The sequence below is a fragment of the Oscillatoria nigro-viridis PCC 7112 genome, assembly GCF_000317475.1.
Classification (GTDB): domain Bacteria; phylum Cyanobacteriota; class Cyanobacteriia; order Cyanobacteriales; family Microcoleaceae; genus Microcoleus; species Microcoleus nigroviridis.
In genome coordinates, this window is sequence record NC_019729.1 from 1,585,072 (window position 1) to 1,602,205 (window position 17,134).

The following is a 17,134-nucleotide window of genomic DNA, read 5'->3' on the forward strand; positions in this document are numbered from 1 at the left end:
ACTTTAATTTGATTAATAGGCGTAGCACAATTTTCAACCTTCAAACCGGGAAAGTCGATCGAAGAATAGAGGATTTTCCATTTCAGCACGCCCTTGTCAATAACTGCTGTCCGGGTGGTGCACTGCTGCGAACCTTGCCCTATGTATGGCGTGTTAAAGGATTTGTATTTTTCAAGGGTCGCACTCCCAACTATCACGCTTGGCAAGTTTCAAGCTGCCAAATATTATACCAGTTCTCAAACAGAATAAAATTGCTGGCCCGCGATCTCAACCCATACTTCATCAGTGATTCTCTATCGAAAATCAAAAATGGTATTACCGTGATTCCCCTATCGAAAATCGCCAATCGAAAATCGAAAATCGCTTTACCTTCCCCATTGAAAAATCGCAGCCCCCCAAGTCAAACCTGCACCGAAACCAGCAGCAGCAATAGTATCGCCCGCTTTAACTTTACCCAGACGCACGGCTTCGTCTAAGGCAAGGGGAATTGAAGCCGCTGAGGTATTGCCGTAATTCGCCAAATTGCTGATTACTTTTTCGGGGGGAATTTTTAGCCTTTGGGCAACTGCATCGAGAATTCGCTGATTGGCTTGGTGCAACAACAGCCAGTCAATTTCTGCTGCTGTGACATTTGCCCGAAACATAGCTTTTTCTATGACTTCCGGCACTTTTTTCACGGCAAAGCGATAGATTTCTTGACCATTCATTGTGATGGGATGAAATCCGCCAATTCCGACGCTGACGCCTTCAATTAATTTTTTTGACTCGGCTTTGTAAGCCAAATTGAGAGAGGAATTTTGCGTGCCGTCGCTGCGAATTTCAAACCCCAAAAAGGAATCGACTTCTGAAGCTTGCAATACCACCGCACCTGCACCGTCTCCAAATAGAATGCAAGTACCCCGATCCGACCAATTCACCCAGCGAGATAAAATATCTGCTCCGATCAGCAAAACATTTTGATAAACCCCTGTCCGAATGAACTGCGAGGCTGTAACTAAACCAAAAACAAAGCCCGAACAAGCTGCTGTCAAATCAAAAGCCACAGCTTTTGTCGCGCCCAACTGATATTGAATTTTACTGGCAGTGCCAAACAAATCGTCAGGACTGGAAGTCGCCAAAATAATCAAATCGATATCTGTCGGCGAAATTTCTGCCATGGCGATCGCAGACAGCGATGCCTCCGTGGCTAAATCGCACAAAGAAGTGCGATCGTCCGCCAGCCTGCGGGAGCGAATGCCCGTGCGCGCCCCAATCCACTCGTCATTCGTTTCTACTATCTGACTCAAACCGTTATTATCCAGCGAAACCTGCGGTGTACAAGAACCGCTACCCGTGACGGCAATGCCGAACCCTGATTGCTGCAACATTCCTCTCCATTTATGAGCGATCCATCTAGAAATTAAAAATTAAAAACTACCAATTAAAATTTTTAAACTGCTGAAATTACTTTTTTTTAAGCAAAACAGTTGGTTTAAGCTGACATTTTTAATTTTACATTTTTAATTTTTAATTCCTACTTACTGCCTCTAATTCACAGCTTCTTGTTCCAGAGCGCTTTGGTGATTGGACGATCGAATTCGCTCCAGCACTTGGTTGTCAATAGCCTCCTTCGCCAAACGAATGGCATTAAAAATCGAGGCAGCTTGAGACGAACCGTGGCTGATAATGCAAACTCCAGCAACGCCCAATAGCAAACCGCCACCGTGTTCAACGTGGTCTACCCGCTGCTTAAAGCCCTTGAGGCTTTCTTGCAGGAGGGGAGCGCTAATTTGATTTTTGAGTCCGGCAGCCAATTCTTCCTTAAGCACTTGCACCACGACTTCGCCCACCGCTTCGGCAAACTTCAACAACACGTTGCCGACAAACCCGTCGCAGACAATCACGTCGAAGTTCCCCGACAGCACGTCGCGGCCTTCGGCATTGCCCACAAAAGGAATGTTTGGGTTGTCCACCAATAACTGGTGAGTACGTACCGCTGCGTCGTTGCCTTTAGAAGGTTCTTCGCCAATGTTGAGCAGGCCGATTTTAGGTTCGGCGACGCCCAGCACGCACTGGCTGTAAATAGTTCCCATAAGAGCGAACTGCTCCAAAAATTTGGGGCGGCAGTCCACATTAGCGCCGACATCGAGAATGAGTACAGAGCTGCCCGGTACCATTGTCGGCAAAACCGCACCGATCGCAGGGCGATCGATTCCGGGGAGCCGGCCCAACCTGAGCAGGGCAGCAGCCATTGCCGCGCCGGAGTGACCGGCGGACACCACAGCATCAGCTTGCTGCTGCTTTACCAAGTTCATCGCTACGTTAATCGAAGCGTTGGGCTTGCGTTTGAGGGCACTCAAAGGTTCTTCGTGCATTTCCACCGCTCCTTCTGAAGGAACGATTTCTAGCTGACCTTTAGAGACGCGGCCGATCGCGTCTTGTTGCCGGAGCGAGTCTTCTATTTGCTGCGGGTCGCCCACGAGCAAAATCTCTACGCCTAATTCTTCTTGTGCCTTAAGCGCTCCAGCTACAACTTCGGCGGGGGCATGATCCCCACCCATAGCGTCTATTGCAATTCTTGCGCGTGTCGATCCCATTGACCAATGTTTGAGAAACACTAAAAATTCTACCAGGAAGTCAGGAGCGTGAATCCAGAAGTCTGAATAAAGAACTAAAATCCACTCGCTACGGCGATCGGACAATTGTCATTTCCGACTACTCTGATAGAGCTTGTTTTGTCACTACTTTACTATTTTTGACTGCAAATTGAAAAAATCAATGAAATAGTTTACACGACCGCAAGCACTTGAGTCCGGCAACCCCGGATTCATCCGTGGAGCGAGAAAAAAGCTCCCCATCCTCATCACTTGCCCCCGGATTTATCAGTGGGAGCGCTTTCTTCAATCTGAAATCTAAAATCTAAAATCGATTGACTTTAGGAGTAAAAAATGCTGGATTTATTTAGCTCAGGAATCTTATCTCTGTGGCTGGACATGGCCGGGGTACGCAGTGTCGGGTCTAATGCTGCGTCAGTGCTGGCTTGGCGGGGAGGGATACCCGGGTTAGTGGTGGCTGAAGATTTGGCTTTTGGGGGAATAGATGCGGCAAATCCAGACTTGCCGGCAGAAGCGACGGTGCGGGAATATTTAAAAGAGTTGAAAGACAAGAACCTGATTGATGGGAATCAGGGAATTTGGGTGCAAGCGGGAATGGTGCCGCTGGTAAGTCAGCAGGGCAAGACGCTGATGCCTGGGGCTTCTCTGACTAAGATTGCGACTTCTCTGGCGTCGCTGGAGACTTGGGGCCCGGATTATCAGTTTGAAACGCGGTTCCGGGGAACGGGGCCGATTAGGAATGGGGTGTTGGAGGGAGATTTGGTGGTCAGCGGCGGGGGCGATCCGCTGTTTGTGTGGGAGGAGGCGATCGCCGTTGGCAATGCTCTCAATCAAATGGGTATCGAGCGCGTGGCGGGCAATTTGGTGGTGACAGGCAATTTCCGCATGAATTACGAGTCCGATCCTTTGGCTGCGGGGGAGATACTGCGGCAAGCTCTTGAGGGTAGCAATTGGCCTCCGGACGTGGTGGCAATGTATTCTAAGATGGCTCCAGGAACTAGAAAACCGCAAGTAACGGTTGCCGGCAGCGTCATTGCTGAGAAATTTGTGAGTTCGGGGCATTTGCTGCTGAAACGCCGATCGCTCCCTTTAGCCGAAATTCTCAAGCAGATGAACGTCCACAGCGATAATGAAATGGCTCAGATGCTGGCCGACGATTTGGGCGGGGCCAAGATAGTGCAGCAGCAAGCGACTTGGGCTGCGGGGATGCCGGAGGAGGAACTTCAATTAGTTAACGGTTCGGGATTGGGAGTGGAAAATCAGATGTCTCCGAGGGCCGCTTGTGGGATGATGCAGGCGATAGCCCGCAACCTTCAGACTACTGGGCTGACGATTGCTGACTTGTTTCCGGTGTCCGGGCGCGATAAAGGCACTGTGGAACATCGGCACATTCCGCGATCGGCTGTGGTGAAAACTGGTACTTTGGACACCGTAATTGCTTTGGCTGGAGCCATACCCACGCGCGATCGGGGTTTAGTGTGGTTTGCAATTATTAATCGCGGCACCGATTGGGACTCTTTGAGGGCGCAGCAAGATATATTTTTGCAAAAATTGGTGCAGCAGTGGGGAACAGCATCGATTTTGCCACTAGCAATTACACCGCACATTGACGGCGCCAGACCTGCCTTGGGGGCAGCAAATCGCAGCGATATTTTGGTCGGAGGTTAAGAAATAGGGGTTGAGTTGGGGTTCGGGGAAGGAGCACTGACAAAATAGCTTAGAATTGGAACAAGACTATTGTGCAAGAAGATGATCAAACTGCGATTGAAGAGATACGGGAAAAAACGCGAGACCAGCTACCGAATTGTAGCGATGAACAGTTCTACTCGCCGCGACGGCCGTCCCCTAGAAGAGCTCGGCTATTACAACCCCAGAAATAACGAAACCAGGCTGGATGTTCCAGCGATTGTCAAGCGCCTGCAAGAAGGCGCTCAGCCAACTGACACCGTGCGTGACATCCTGAGAAAAGCCCATGTATTTGAACAAGTCGGAGCCGGAGCCAACGTTGAATCCAGCACAGCAACAGCCAGCTAGTCCCAACTATGCTGGACTGGTTAAGTTTTTAATTGGGCCTTTTTTAGAGACCCCAGGCTCTTTGCGGGTTGATTGCGAACTGCACCCGCGCCAATCGCGGGTCTGGGTGAGGCTGGCTTTTGAAGATCCGGACAAAGGCCGGGTTTACGGTAGGGGCGGACGCAATATTCAGGCAATTAGAACTACGCTCGAAGCGGTGGCGCAGACGGCGGGTCAGTCCCTCTACTTAGATATATACGATCGTGAAGCGAGCGATCGCGGATCGGGCCCGCCCAGAGGCGATCGCGAGCGCCCGGATCGCGACCGCCCGGATCGCGGCTCGCGGGAGCCGCGAGGCGACTTCCGACCCCGGACGCCGCCTCCCTCGCCGAGTCCCTTAGCTAGCAGAACTCCGAGAGAACAACCTCGCCGTACTAACACACCTACGTTTAGAACGAGCAGAAATACTCCCGGTTATTAACTAACTGCAGAGCCAAGAAAGAATTTTAGATTTTAGATTGCCTGTTGTAGACTTTGTATTACAAGCCCCGTTAGATTTGAGATGGCCGGTTTTGCGATCGGAAACAAATGTAAAATTTTAAATTTCAAATGTCAGCGGCATCAGGTTAATCTAAAATCTAAAATTTCCCATCTAAAATCTGAAATAGCCTGACTTAATAGAAGGGAGATTTGATTTGTGCCTCAAGCACCAAACTCATTTGGGAGCTAAATCTAAAAGACGCCTTAGATACTAGGTAAAACCTAGTAACGGGCGTCTTTTAGTTCGCAAATAGTGACGGGTTGAACGTTTAGTTGTTAACTTTTAATTGCTTATTTGGAGGAGCTTATGTTGGCATGAATGAAAAACTAATAATAGAGTTACCGAGCATTCAAAGCGCAATGTCGCTGGCCGGTAATCAAGAAGAAAACCTGAAAATGATCTCTAAGCAAACCGGTGCTAACCTGGTAATGCGAGGGCAAGAACTGCTGATTTCTGGCACAAAAAGTCAAGTAGAATTGTGTCATAAATTAGTGCGATCGCTCTCCGACTATTGGAAATCAGGCAAAAATATTACCGGAGTTGAAATCCAGACAGCGCGCCAAGCTTTGGATACCAACCGCCAAGGCGATTTACAAGACTTGCAGCGAGACGTTCTAGCCAGAACCCGCCGCGGCGAAGAAATTAGAGCCAAAACCTTCAAGCAGCGGCAATACGTCCAAGCAGTACGCACGCACGACCTGACATTTTGCATTGGCCCCGCTGGTACTGGCAAAACATTTCTAGCTGCTATTTTCGCCGTCCAAGCCCTGTTGAGCAAGCAGTACGAACGGCTGATTTTAACCAGGCCAGCCGTGGAAGCTGGCGAAAAATTAGGGTTTTTGCCCGGAGATTTGCAGCAAAAAGTCGATCCGTATTTGCGCCCGCTTTACGACGCCCTGCAAGAAATGATCGACCCGGAAAAAATGGCTGATTTAATGGAAAGAGGCTTGATCGAAGTAGCTCCTTTAGCTTATATGCGGGGGCGCACTCTCAGCAATGCTTTCGTAATTTTGGACGAAGCTCAAAATACGACGCCGGCTCAGATGAAAATGGTGTTGACTCGTCTGGGCTTTCGATCGAGAATGGTAGTGACGGGCGATATCACTCAAACAGATTTGCCGCCAAACCAACAGTCGGGATTGTCAGTCGCCCAAAACATTCTACGCAACGTTGAGGGCATTGCTTTCTGCGAATTCTCTCAGGCGGATGTGGTGCGACATCCTCTAGTGCAGCGGATTGTCGCTGCTTACGAACTGCACGAAAAATAGTCAGTAGTCAGTAGTTAGTAGTCATTAGTCATTAGTCAGCAGTCATTGGTTGATTGTTAGTTGTTGTTGATTATAATTCTCAAAGTCCAATACCCAATACCCAATTCCAAAATTAAATTATGCCTAACCTGAAAGAATTCTTGGAAGCTTGCGAACAATTGGGAACGCTGCGTTTAATCGTGACTAGCAGCGCGGCGGTGCTGGAAGTGCGCGGTTCAATTCACAAGCTGTTTTATGCGGAGTTGCCGAAGGGTAAATATGCCAATATGCACGCCGAAATATTTGAGTTTCACCTAAATATGGATAAAATAAAACAGGTGAAGTTTGAAACGGGTGAGGCGAAAAGAGGGAATTTCACTACTTATGCAATCCGTTTTATCGACGAACAAAATGAGGCTGCTTTGAGCGCGTTTTTGCAGTGGGGAAAGCCGGGGGAATACGAACCGGGACAGGTAGAAAGTTGGCACGAATTGAAGGAAAAATACGGGGAGGTTTGGGAACCTGCACCTGTTGAGGCGCTTTAAAACATAGGTTTTTTCACCTTTAAATTGCATATAGGGGGCGGGCATCCTGCCCAACCTCTACTCCCCACAAGCAGAACATTTATGTTTGTGCGACAGGCATCTTGCCAGTTTATGAAAATGGTAGAAAGTAAGATGTTTAACTGATTTGTTGTCTAATTTTTGAATTAATGAACCGCAGAGGGCGCAGAGAACGCCCAGAAGAGATAAAGAAGAGAAAGAGAGACAGAAAGTTAGTTGTTTGAATGTAATTGGGTATGAAGGTAATTTGGAGTTTTTGTTTGGCTTTGCTGGTGTTGCTGTGGGGTGGCGGTGCGAGAGCGGGGGTTTTGGGCGATCGCATATCAAGTTTTCCCAATTGGGAAAGCAAGCCTCCTATCGCTGTAGCTAAGGGAGATTTGGTATATCCCGATTGGATGGCGGGGAATTGGAATGTTGCTAGCACTTTGGTAGATTTAGCCGCTCCTTTAGCGCCAAATATTGTCACGCCAGGGTTTGAAAGCAACCGCCAGTATTTGCAGCAGCCGGTATTATTTAAAGTGCGATTTCAACCTGAAAAAAATATTGGCTTAATTTCTAATTATACATTTAAAAAGGCTCAAAATATTGTAGCCGATCGCACTTTTAACGGTTTGAGTATTGCCCAGGCTTATTTAGGCGACGGTGGCGTACTTTCGGTAAAAGTCGATCCGACCAATCCCAACCGCCAAATTACAGTTTTGAAAGGGGAACGCCAATTAATTTCGATTGTTACCAGTCGGGGAACTGAGACGCCGAATCCTTGCGAGTTTGTGTCTACAGAGATTTCTCAGCAGGTGTTTCGGGGAGAGTCTGATATTTATTTAAACGAGGTGGAAACAACAACGGCTTATCGAGTTGTTGGAGGTGGGAAAAATGGCGATTCTGCGAGTAAAAGAATTGAGGCCGATCAGGTGACAGCGATTTATTTGTCGCCGCAAGACCCGGATTATTTCGCTGCTGGGGGGCATCCTGTGGCTCTGTACCGCTATCGGTTGGAGTTGGTGCCGGCATGATTAAGCTGGGGAGTATGTCACTTTTGCAGCCCTCCGCTAGAAATAGGAGTTAGGAGTCAGGAGTCAGAAGCCAGGAGAAAAGAGTCAGAAGGCAGAAGTCAGGAGCCAGAATCAGTGTTTTTACAAATATGAGATGCTCCCTTAAGCTGTCATCTCGATCTACCTAGCAATGGACTTTTTTCGCCCATCTCTCTCCTTACATCAGCTTTCCTAATCACACTCATCAGTTTAACTGTCGCCACACCCCTTTACAAACCTTAACGATAGGCGTAATAATATAAACATCATCCGAACATTGACAAATTCATACGCAATCATAAAACCATGACAACGACCTTACAGCAGCGCTCTAGCGCCAACGTCTGGGAACGCTTCTGCGAGTGGGTAACATCCACCGACAACCGCATCTATGTAGGTTGGTTCGGCGTCTTGATGATTCCCACCCTGCTCAGCGCCACCATCTGCTACGTCATCGCCTTCATCGCTGCCCCACCAGTGGACATCGACGGCATCCGCGAACCAGTAGCAGGTTCCTTAATGTACGGCAACAACATCATCACAGGTGCAGTTGTCCCCTCATCCAACGCCATCGGCTTGCACTTCTACCCCATCTGGGAAGCAGCTTCCCTCGATGAGTGGCTGTACAACGGCGGCCCTTACCAATTGGTAATCTTCCACTTCCTGATCGGTGTATTTTGCTACATGGGTCGCGAATGGGAACTGTCCTACCGCTTGGGAATGCGTCCTTGGATCTGCGTCGCTTACTCTGCACCAGTAGCAGCAGCAACCGCAGTATTCTTGATCTACCCTATAGGACAAGGCTCCTTCTCTGACGGTATGCCCTTGGGTATCTCCGGTACATTCAACTTCATGATCGTGTTCCAAGCCGAGCACAACATCCTGATGCACCCCTTCCACATGTTGGGAGTTGCCGGTGTCTTCGGTGGTAGCTTGTTCTCCGCCATGCACGGTTCCTTAGTTACCTCTAGCTTGGTTCGCGAAACCACCGAAACCGAATCGCAAAACTACGGTTACAAATTCGGTCAAGAAGAAGAAACCTACAACATCGTCGCAGCCCACGGCTACTTCGGTCGTTTGATTTTCCAATACGCTTCCTTCAACAACAGCCGTTCCTTGCACTTCTTGTTAGGTGCATGGCCAGTAGTCGGCATCTGGTTTACCGCTTTGGGTATCTCCACGATGGCGTTCAACTTGAACGGTTTCAACTTCAACCAATCGATTATCGACTCTCAAGGTCGCGTCATCAATACTTGGGCTGATGTCATCAACCGCGCTAACTTGGGTATGGAAGTAATGCACGAGCGCAACGCTCACAACTTCCCGCTTGACTTGGCTGCTGCTGAAACTACTCCTGTAGCAATGGTTGCTCCTTCGATCAACGGCTAAGTTTTAGCTTTTGATTAATCACAAAAAGCGCTCCTAGAAATAGGGGCGCTTTTTGTTTGGGGGAAAAATTATAGTCTCAACGAGATTGTCATGTATCATGATAGAAGGAATACGCTGCTTGTAGTTCTTTTGCTCCCATAGAGCATAAAAGCCTTCTTTATGGAGTTGCATTCTTATGACAGTCACTACAGAAAATTCAATTAGAGCATTGCTGTCAAACACTGAGGAGGTGATGTTGGGTGAGCTGAGTTTAATCAAACATTCCTTAGAAAAGCTGTTTGAATCTGATGAAGCGCGGATTCCTAAAGAAGAATCATTTAAATATCTGTTGAAAATTGTTGAGGTGTCAGAACGGATTAGAGCCGCCAAATATCCACGTCAAAAATCTGATATTTATTATTCTGAATACAGACCATTTTTCAGCGAACTTAAAGCAAAATATAGTGAGTTTTTAGCACGTGATACCTTCAAAGAAATTGAAGCTCATGAAAAATACATGGATGGCTTTAGGGAATTAATCATAGCTCTGGGTATTATGCTGTTTGCGTTTGAAGAAATAGATCGAGTACGCCAATATGGAGCTCTCTACACGGGTATGGTGGGACTATCAGAGCTTTTAGAAGAATATCTTCTCTACTTCCCACAAGACTTAATAGAGTACCTTAAGAATATAACATTGGCATTTTTAAATGATTCTAGCCTAAAACCGGATAAAGCCAATCAGAAGGAATCTGTTTTTTCATATTTAGTTGGATTAAAAAACACTGCTAGAGCAGTATTATGGCAAATCGAAGAAAACCGAACAAGAAGTGAAAAACAACCTTCGATAGACTCTCATTCAAATCAAATCTTTACTCGTGAATTGCAAATTCAGAAGAACCAAGCTGCAATCGATTGGGCAAATTCACGACTAGAACAAATAGAAACTATTAGCGAAGCAAAAGGATGGAAATTGTAGAGTGATTGTAATTCTAGACTCTAATATTCTTGCTTTGTTGGTTACGCCTCTTGATGAAAAATTTTCGGAAGATGAGAAGCTAGGCACGGAGATTCATCAATGCACAAAATGGTTTGAACGCCTATTGTCGAAAGGTGCGCGTATAATTGTTTCTGATATCTGTGATTATGAAGTTAGACGCGAATTCATTCGTATTAAAAGCAAAAGTGTTCAAGAGTTAGACAACCTGAGAGATTTAATTGAATTTAAACCAGTAACTTTTGCTGTGCTAGAAAAGGCTGCCGAACTATGGGCTGAAGCAAGATATCTGAGTCAATCTAATAAAATCAAGGAGAACATTGATGTAGACTGCATTATGGCTGCTCAATGGTGTCTACTCAAAGAGCAATATCCTGGTCGTAAAATCATTATTGCAACTAAAAATATTAAAGATTTTCAACGTGTTACCGATTGTGATGTTTGGCAAAACATTACTTATTTATAGTAATTTACGAGTTAGATAAAATGTCAGGTAAACTTCAGATATGCCAGAGCATAAGTGCCTTCCACATTTTACCTTCAGACTTTTAGCCGATTTCTGAGCGGGAGAGTGTCAAAATTAAATATGGCTCCTAAGCTGTTAAAGATGCCAGGATAGTTTCAGTTTAGCTGTGCCCAGTTCCTGAATCTCAGCAAAAACAAATGTAGCGTATCGGGAGTAGCTCCTCACCGTGTCTAGCGCTCTATCTCTAAGGAGGATTTGTATTATGAAAGATGGACAAGAAGTACGCCGCGTCTCCACAGCCGTCATTGCCGGTGTTTGCGGGTTGGCTTTACTGGCGGGAGGGGGCATTGCCTGGTGGACCGCGAACCGTTCGCCAACCCCCGCAAATACGCAATCTTCTGCTCAAACTACCGCTCCGCCGCTGTCCCCAAGTCCTGCGGAATCTCCTGCTGTAGTTATCCCCGTACCCCCTCCCAATCCTGTACAAGTGCCACAGGTTCAGACGCCACAGGTTCAGACGCCACAGGTTCAGACGCCACAGGTTCAGACGCCGCAGGCTCTAGTCCCAAAGTCGCCGCAGCCAAAGCCGTTGCCGCAGACTGATGTTCAGACAGTGCAAGTCTACTGGGTTAAAGATGCGAGCGGCAAATTTGAGGGAGTTCCGACGAAAGTAGCTGTCAAACAAGCTGACAAGCCTGATGCAGCTTTACAAGCTGCTTTTAACAGTTTGTTGGCTGGGCCCAAGGATGCAACTGTTTCTAGCGAAATTCCTAAGGGGACAAAACTGCGGAGTTTGAGTGTCAAGAATGACGGAGTGTATGTCGATTTGTCGGCCGAATTTACTTCGGGGGGAGGGAGCAATTCGATGACTGGCCGGTTAGGGCAAGTTATCTATACGGCTACGAGTTTACAACCGAATACCAAGGTTTGGATTTCGGTGGAAGGGAAGCCATTAGAACTTTTAGGCGGCGAAGGTTTGGAGGTGGCTCAGCCGAGTACCCGCGAAAGTTTTGACAAAAATTTTCCCCTTTAGTAATTATGAGTCATTAGTTAGGAGTCATTAGTTAGGAGTCATTAGTCATCGGTCTGAAGGCAGAGAGTAGGGATTGATAACTGATGACTCATGGCTGATGACTCGTGACTGGGGGCTGGGGACTAATTTTCAGTGCTTCGTAGTGAGGCTAAATGCCCGAAAGTGTAGGGCTTGCTGTTCGATCCGGGTGGCAAGCCGATCGCACACCATATTACACAGCTCAAAAATTAACTCGTCTTGCACCTTATAATAAGCTGAAGTTCCTTCACTCCGGCGAGTGAGGATACCAGCTTGGAGCATGAGTTTTAGGTGCTTAGAAACATTGGCTTGACTCGTTTGAGTAGCTTCCACCAATTCTTGCACGCATTTTTCGCCGTCGCGAAGCAAGTTCAAAATTCGTAAACGCATGGGTTCGCTCAAAATACTGAAATACTCAGCAACTTGTTGCACAACCTCTTGCGGGACAGGCTGGGATGACTTCATCAAACTCACCGGAGAGAAGTGATCGGGAAATATTAGCATTTATTCTGTCCATAACAATAAAGTAATCCTTCAATCCGGATTAATTCGCATCAACACTTGACCGTATTCGACAGGTTCGCCATTTTGAACTAAAATTTCCATCACTTGACCGGAGACTTCATCAGCATCGATCTCGTTCATCAGCTTCATCGCTTCGATAATACAGACTGTCTGGCCGACCTTGATGCGATCGCCCACATTGACAAAAGGCGGCTCGTCAGGAGCAGCAGCGCGATAAAAGGTTCCTACCATCGGCGAGATAATTGGCACCCATTTGGTATCGACAGAAGCAGGTACGGCAGCAGGTACGGCGACAGGGGCGACGGGTACAGGGGCTGCCAGATCCGCTGCTAAATTTTGGTCAACCGCAGGAGGTGACGCTAAGGTGGGGCTAGGAACCGCGCCCAACAGGCTCGGAGCCACAGTCGCGACGGTAACAGGGAGCGCAGCAGAGGTGGCTGGTGAACTTGCCAGAATGCCTTTGCGTACTGTCAGTTCAATATCCCCACTTTTTAAGGTGAGTTCCGAAATGCCAGTTTTGTCTAATACAGTTAGCAGGTCACAAAGCTGGTTTAAGTCTAGTTGCACAGCAGATTCAAGGGTAATTGAGAATTGAAAATTGAGAATTGAAAATTGAAAATTCAGAACCAGGCGCAGCTAGGATAATTCACCTAGTTTGGAGGCAAAAAGGATAGTTTTTAAGCTGTGAGCGATGAGTATTGAATTTTAACTTCTTTAACTCATAACTCAGAACTCAAAACTAAAAACTCCCTTTTCCTCCCTCGTTTCTACTCTCGGCCGAGGTACTTGTCTTCACGAGTATCAATCCGAATCCGTTCTCCAATGGAAATAAATAGAGGCACCATAACCTGAGCTCCGGTGGAGACGATCGCGGGTTTGCTGCCACCAGTGGCAGTATCTCCTTTGACTCCCGGATCGGTTTGCAGCACTTCCAAGACAACAGAGTTGGGCAGTTCCACTTCCATGATTTGGTCGTTCCAGCGCAGGATGCTGACTTCCATCCCTTCACTGAGGTACTTGACACGATCGCCTATTTGCTTAGCATTGAGGCGACTTTCCTCGTAAGTTTCCATATCCATAAAGACGAAATCGTCGCCCTCTTTATAGGTATGCTGCATCACACTCTTTTCCAGGTTGGCTTGAGGCATAGTCTCGCCCGCCCGGAAGGTTTGTTCTACTACGTTTCCGGTTTGGACGTTTTTTAATTTTGTCCGCACGAAAGCCGAGCCTTTTCCTGGCTTGACGTGGAGGAATTCGATAACCCGCCACACGCCGTTATTCCATTCAATTGAAACACCTGGTCGAAAGTCGTTACTGGAAATCATATAAATTTTTGCGGGCAATCCCGTCGCCTTGGCGGCACGGGGGAACTACAGTCAGTCGATTTTAGATTTGAGATTTTAGATTTGAGATTTACTCTCGCATTGAATTTGGGAGATTGAACCTTGGTCTAAAATTTCGATCTCTCCACGACAGGAGTCTGGGGATTGTATCCGTTTTTGAGCGGGGTCAGCTTAAAGCCGCACTCTAGCTGACGGCATCAAAAAGCAATTGGCATTTTATTTTACCGTTCAAAGGGAGCAAGTGCTGTACTGAAATGTTAATGGCAGTGGGCAGCGGGCGGTTGTCAGTTGACAATCAAGCATCCAGGATGCAAGCCCCCGGATTCATCCGTCCAGAAATCAAAAACCTGTATCCGATCGAGGAGCCCCCGAATTTATCCGTGAGCTCGCCTCTAAAATCTCAAATCTCAAATCGATTGACTGTTGCTAGTGGGCAACTCCCTCCCGGGCCAAACCAACAGACACTTTAGATAGGTAGCAGCTTAGAGGGCGGGCAGCGCTGTGGGAAGATAAGAGAGGCAATAAAAGTTAAAGTTATGTTGCATTGGCCTAATTTCTCGATCGATACGTGCAAGCGCTGGGTCAAAACCGTCGCTTTAGCACTCTTGCTGTTCACTCTCTCCCTGAGTTTCAGTGCAGTTTCCCATGCCAAACGCCCCAGCAGCAGCATGCCTGCGGGGAATGCGATTACGGACGGCCGGGCGCTGCTGCGCTTCGCTTTACCTATTGACAATCAGACTGTGCGAGAGTTGCAAATCAGTCTCGAAGACATTGGCAACCACATACGATCTAAACGTTGGGGCCCCATTAGCAGCGATGTCAGCAAGGCTTCCAGGATTCTCAACCTTCGGGAATCTGACCTTTTAGAGAGTATTCCCGACGCGAAAAAGCCGGAAGCTGAGGCGCTAGTTGCAGGAGTCAAGGAGAAAATTGCTCAACTGGAAAAGGCTGTTGAGGCTAAAGACAGGGACAAAGTGATTGACTTGAAAGCCACAATCCTAGGTTCGGTAGGCGAAATCGAAGAGTTGATGGTGAAAAAGTTTCCGTTTGAAGTGCCTGCCAAGTATGCTAATCTGCCTCAACTGAAAGGGCGCGCTACTGTGGCCGTACAAACTGAAAAAGGCGAAATTACTGTTGTGGTTGACGGCTACAGCGCCCCGGTTACGGCTGGTAATTTTGTGGATTTGGTCGATCGAGGTTTTTATGACGGTTTGCCGTTTATTCGATCGGAAGAATCCTACGTTTTGCAAACGGGAGACCCCGAAGGCAAGGAAGTTGGTTTTATTGACCCAGCTACTGGCAAATACCGGAATATACCGCTAGAAGTGCTCGTCAGGGACGAAAAAGAACCTATTTACGGGATTACTCTAGAAGATGCGGGGCGTTATCGCGACGAACCTGTTTTGCCTTTTTCTGCTTTCGGTACAGTGGCCATGGCCCGTACAGAAACTGACCCTGATAGCGCTTCTTCTCAGTTTTTCTTTTTCTTGTTTGAACCTGAACTCACGCCCGCTGGCCTGAATCTGTTGGACGGCCGCTATGCTGTTTTTGGTTACATGATTGAAGGCAAAGAAGTTTTGGAGCAACTGAAGCAGGGAGACAAGATTGTATCTGCTAAGGTAGTTAAAGGAATCGAAAATTTGGTGCGACCTCAAGTTTAATTAATGACGGCGATTGAAATCGCTTTTACACCAAAGTGACGGCGATTGAAATCGCTTTTACACAAACAAAGCCCGCCTGCGCGGGCTGAAAAAATCAATAGTGACAAGCAGTGAACTGTTTTCTAAATAAAGGTAACGGCGATTGAAATCGCTTTTACACAGACAAAGCCCGCCGGATCTGGCTGGAAAAATAGATAATTTTTATAGTTGCGTTATTGAAATCAGGAATTTAATCTAAAGTATGGCAATTTTAGAACTTTTTTTGGTAATTGGTTTGGGCGGATTCGCAGGCTTGTTAATTGTAAAAAATGTCCAGGAAAGCCAGCAAAAACAGCGGTTAGACGAGGCTTTTTATCAGTTGTTAGAAACTCAAAACAGTCAAATTTCATTGATTCAACTGGCGGCTAATGCTAGGGTTCAGGCTGAAGTTGCTCAGCAGTATTTAACTCGGCAAGTTAAGATTTTTTCGGCGGTTTTAGAGGTAGATGATGAAGGGGATACTTTTTATAGGTTTCCTAGGTTGCGCTTGCCGCCGAGTTCGGGTAAGGAATGGTGAATTGAGAAAGTGCGATCGACTAATTCAAAATTATGCAAGTTAAAGATATCGGTGAACAAGGTCTTTTAAGAATATTGCAAAAATTCTGCCCCGCAGAGATAGTGGGTGATGATTGCGCTGTCATGGCTGCAAATCTCAACCAATCTCTGGCTATCACTACAGATATGTTGGTGGATGGAGTGCATTTTAGCGATCGCACTACGGGGCCTTATTACGCAGGATGGCGCGCCGCAGCGGCAAATTTGTCGGATCTAGCTGCGATGGGAGCAAGGCCTCTGGCGGTGACTGTAGCCCTCGCTGTGGCGGCGGATACTGCTGTGGAGTGGGTGGAAGAGTTTTATCGGGGGATGACGGCTTGCTTGCAAGAATATGATACGCCGATCGTCGGTGGCGATGTTGTGCGATCGCCCGTGGTGACGGTGGCGATTACGGCTTTTGGACAAGTTGAGTGCGATCGTACCATTAGTCGGTCAAATGCGCGATCGGGCTGGGCGATTGTGGCTACCGGCGTTCACGGAGCCTCCCGCGCGGGATTAGAATTGCTGTTAAATCCAGAATTCGGGCAAAATCTTACAGAAGTCGATCGAGCTTCTTTAATTCTCGCTCACCAGTGCCCTAAACCGAGGCTGGATGTTTTGCCGGTTGTTTGGGAAATACTGGGTTGTGAAGGTGCGATGGAACCCCCCCTCAGTCCCCCCCTTAGCAAGGGGGGGAAGCAAGATTTCAATTCTCCCCCCCTTAGCAAGGGGGGGCCGGGGGGGGTTAATTCCCCAATTGCTAAGGGGGGGCCGGGGGGGGTTCAATCCTCAATTGCAATTGCGGGAATGGATAGCAGCGACGGTTTAGCAGATGCGATTATTCAAATTTGTCGGGCTAGCGGTGTTGGCGCAAAAGTCGATCGCACCAAAATACCGATTCCCGATATTTTCAGCGAAATAGTATCACCCGAAAAAGCTTTAGATTGGGCCTTATACGGCGGCGAAGACTTCGAGTTAGTGCTGTTTTTGCCGATCGCAAATGCTAAATTATTAGTCGAAAAAATCGGTGATGGTGCTGCGATTGTGGGAACAGCTACGGAGAGCACCGATATCTGGTTGACTGATAGCAGCGGTATCGATCGTGATACTGTATTAAAGCTCGATCGAGGATTTCAACACTTCTAAATTATCTCGCTTGTC

Annotated in this window: 18 protein-coding genes; 13 read left to right on the forward strand and 5 right to left on the reverse strand. The window is 47.4% G+C overall.

Annotation, left to right across the window (positions count from 1 at the left end; all coding sequences use genetic code 11):
* Positions 1–365 precede the first annotated feature (365 nt).
* Together OSC7112_RS06755 and plsX are read right to left on the reverse strand one after the other, a co-directional pair.
* On the reverse strand, positions 366–1,367 hold the full coding sequence (locus OSC7112_RS06755) for a beta-ketoacyl-ACP synthase III (protein ID WP_015175204.1): 1,002 nt from the start codon (positions 1,365–1,367) through the stop codon (positions 366–368).
* A gap of 159 nt (positions 1,368–1,526) precedes the next feature.
* Entirely contained in the window at positions 1,527–2,576 is a 1,050-nt protein-coding gene (gene plsX, locus OSC7112_RS06760) for a phosphate acyltransferase PlsX (RefSeq protein ID WP_190274418.1), read from the reverse strand.
* A 351-nt stretch (positions 2,577–2,927) separates the two neighbouring features.
* Here plsX and OSC7112_RS06765 point away from each other — a divergent pair, with 351 nt between their 5' ends.
* The 10 genes from OSC7112_RS06765 to OSC7112_RS06810 all read left to right on the forward strand — a co-directional run bounded on the left by OSC7112_RS06765 (position 2,928) and on the right by OSC7112_RS06810 (position 11,853).
* Complete coding sequence (locus tag OSC7112_RS06765) at positions 2,928–4,262, forward strand: D-alanyl-D-alanine carboxypeptidase (protein ID WP_015175206.1); 1,335 nt, start codon at positions 2,928–2,930, stop codon at positions 4,260–4,262.
* 81 nt (positions 4,263–4,343) lie between these two features.
* Positions 4,344–4,628, forward strand: coding sequence for a 30S ribosomal protein S16 (rpsP, locus tag OSC7112_RS06770; RefSeq protein ID WP_015175207.1), 285 nt, complete (start codon positions 4,344–4,346; stop codon positions 4,626–4,628).
* Positions 4,600–5,088 carry a KH domain-containing protein gene (locus tag OSC7112_RS06775; protein WP_223300775.1) on the forward strand — a complete coding sequence of 163 codons (489 nt, stop codon included), beginning with the start codon at positions 4,600–4,602 and terminating at the stop codon, positions 5,086–5,088. Before rpsP ends, OSC7112_RS06775 begins: the two co-directional genes overlap by 29 nt.
* 374 nt (positions 5,089–5,462) lie before the next feature.
* Positions 5,463–6,416 carry a PhoH family protein gene (locus OSC7112_RS06780; RefSeq protein ID WP_015175209.1) on the forward strand — a complete coding sequence of 318 codons (954 nt, stop codon included), beginning with the start codon at positions 5,463–5,465 and terminating at the stop codon, positions 6,414–6,416.
* A 119-nt stretch (positions 6,417–6,535) separates the two neighbouring features.
* Positions 6,536–6,940, forward strand: coding sequence for a ChuX/HutX family heme-like substrate-binding protein (locus OSC7112_RS06785; RefSeq protein WP_015175210.1), 405 nt, complete (start codon positions 6,536–6,538; stop codon positions 6,938–6,940).
* A 254-nt stretch (positions 6,941–7,194) separates the two neighbouring features.
* Positions 7,195–7,971: a DUF6816 family protein gene (locus OSC7112_RS06790; RefSeq protein WP_015175211.1), complete on the forward strand. Its 777-nt coding sequence runs from the start codon at positions 7,195–7,197 to the stop codon at positions 7,969–7,971.
* A 324-nt stretch (positions 7,972–8,295) separates the two neighbouring features.
* Entirely contained in the window at positions 8,296–9,378 is a 1,083-nt protein-coding gene (psbA, locus tag OSC7112_RS06795) for a photosystem II reaction center subunit D1 (RefSeq protein ID WP_015175212.1), read from the forward strand.
* Between the two features lie 175 nt (positions 9,379–9,553).
* The gene (locus tag OSC7112_RS06800; RefSeq protein WP_015175213.1) at positions 9,554–10,336 is read left to right on the forward strand and encodes a hypothetical protein; all 783 of its coding nucleotides are present in this window, start codon (positions 9,554–9,556) and stop codon (positions 10,334–10,336) included.
* Position 10,337: 1 nt separating this feature from the next.
* The gene (locus tag OSC7112_RS06805; protein WP_015175214.1) at positions 10,338–10,820 is read left to right on the forward strand and encodes a type II toxin-antitoxin system VapC family toxin; all 483 of its coding nucleotides are present in this window, start codon (positions 10,338–10,340) and stop codon (positions 10,818–10,820) included.
* A gap of 262 nt (positions 10,821–11,082) precedes the next feature.
* Positions 11,083–11,853, forward strand: a complete 771-nt coding sequence (locus OSC7112_RS06810) for a GerMN domain-containing protein (RefSeq protein ID WP_015175215.1) — start codon at positions 11,083–11,085, stop codon at positions 11,851–11,853.
* Positions 11,854–11,982: 129 nt separating this feature from the next.
* Here OSC7112_RS06810 and OSC7112_RS06815 read toward each other — a convergent pair whose 3' ends face one another.
* From OSC7112_RS06815 to efp, 3 genes are all read right to left on the reverse strand, one after another.
* On the reverse strand, positions 11,983–12,375 hold the full coding sequence (locus OSC7112_RS06815; RefSeq protein WP_015175216.1) for an ArsR/SmtB family transcription factor: 393 nt from the start codon (positions 12,373–12,375) through the stop codon (positions 11,983–11,985).
* A gap of 30 nt (positions 12,376–12,405) precedes the next feature.
* On the reverse strand, positions 12,406–12,963 hold the full coding sequence (gene accB, locus OSC7112_RS06820; protein WP_015175217.1) for an acetyl-CoA carboxylase biotin carboxyl carrier protein: 558 nt from the start codon (positions 12,961–12,963) through the stop codon (positions 12,406–12,408).
* A gap of 200 nt (positions 12,964–13,163) precedes the next feature.
* A complete protein-coding gene (efp, locus tag OSC7112_RS06825) occupies positions 13,164–13,721 on the reverse strand; it encodes an elongation factor P (protein ID WP_041622404.1) in 558 nt (185 codons plus the stop codon).
* Positions 13,722–14,275: 554 nt separating this feature from the next.
* Here efp and OSC7112_RS06835 point away from each other — a divergent pair.
* The 3 genes from OSC7112_RS06835 to thiL all read left to right on the forward strand — a co-directional run bounded on the left by OSC7112_RS06835 (position 14,276) and on the right by thiL (position 17,119).
* Positions 14,276–15,400 (forward strand): peptidylprolyl isomerase, encoded by a 1,125-nt coding sequence (locus OSC7112_RS06835; protein ID WP_015175220.1) that lies wholly within the window; start codon positions 14,276–14,278, stop codon positions 15,398–15,400.
* Between the two features lie 241 nt (positions 15,401–15,641).
* On the forward strand, positions 15,642–15,956 hold the full coding sequence (locus OSC7112_RS06840; RefSeq protein WP_015175221.1) for a hypothetical protein: 315 nt from the start codon (positions 15,642–15,644) through the stop codon (positions 15,954–15,956).
* Between the two features lie 32 nt (positions 15,957–15,988).
* Complete coding sequence (gene thiL / locus OSC7112_RS06845; RefSeq protein ID WP_015175222.1) at positions 15,989–17,119, forward strand: thiamine-phosphate kinase; 1,131 nt, start codon at positions 15,989–15,991, stop codon at positions 17,117–17,119.
* The last annotated feature ends 15 nt before the right edge of the window (positions 17,120–17,134 follow it).

Bases quoted from the DNA above. Each gene is read 5' to 3' on its own strand.
- OSC7112_RS06755 (WP_015175204.1), bottom strand. From the start codon at position 1,367: ATGTTGCAGCAATCAGGGTTCGGCATTGCCGTCACGGGTAGCGGTTCT.
- plsX (WP_190274418.1), bottom strand. From the start codon at position 2,576: ATGGGATCGACACGCGCAAGAATTGCAATAGACGCTATGGGTGGGGAT.
- OSC7112_RS06765 (WP_015175206.1), top strand. From the start codon at position 2,928: ATGCTGGATTTATTTAGCTCAGGAATCTTATCTCTGTGGCTGGACATG.
- rpsP (WP_015175207.1), top strand. From the start codon at position 4,344: ATGATCAAACTGCGATTGAAGAGATACGGGAAAAAACGCGAGACCAGC.
- OSC7112_RS06780 (WP_015175209.1), top strand. From the start codon at position 5,463: ATGAATGAAAAACTAATAATAGAGTTACCGAGCATTCAAAGCGCAATG.
- OSC7112_RS06785 (WP_015175210.1), top strand. From the start codon at position 6,536: ATGCCTAACCTGAAAGAATTCTTGGAAGCTTGCGAACAATTGGGAACG.
- OSC7112_RS06790 (WP_015175211.1), top strand. From the start codon at position 7,195: ATGAAGGTAATTTGGAGTTTTTGTTTGGCTTTGCTGGTGTTGCTGTGG.
- psbA (WP_015175212.1), top strand. From the start codon at position 8,296: ATGACAACGACCTTACAGCAGCGCTCTAGCGCCAACGTCTGGGAACGC.
- OSC7112_RS06800 (WP_015175213.1), top strand. From the start codon at position 9,554: ATGACAGTCACTACAGAAAATTCAATTAGAGCATTGCTGTCAAACACT.
- OSC7112_RS06810 (WP_015175215.1), top strand. From the start codon at position 11,083: ATGAAAGATGGACAAGAAGTACGCCGCGTCTCCACAGCCGTCATTGCC.
- OSC7112_RS06815 (WP_015175216.1), bottom strand. From the start codon at position 12,375: ATGCTAATATTTCCCGATCACTTCTCTCCGGTGAGTTTGATGAAGTCA.
- efp (WP_041622404.1), bottom strand. From the start codon at position 13,721: ATGATTTCCAGTAACGACTTTCGACCAGGTGTTTCAATTGAATGGAAT.
- OSC7112_RS06835 (WP_015175220.1), top strand. From the start codon at position 14,276: ATGTTGCATTGGCCTAATTTCTCGATCGATACGTGCAAGCGCTGGGTC.
- OSC7112_RS06840 (WP_015175221.1), top strand. From the start codon at position 15,642: ATGGCAATTTTAGAACTTTTTTTGGTAATTGGTTTGGGCGGATTCGCA.
- thiL (WP_015175222.1), top strand. From the start codon at position 15,989: ATGCAAGTTAAAGATATCGGTGAACAAGGTCTTTTAAGAATATTGCAA.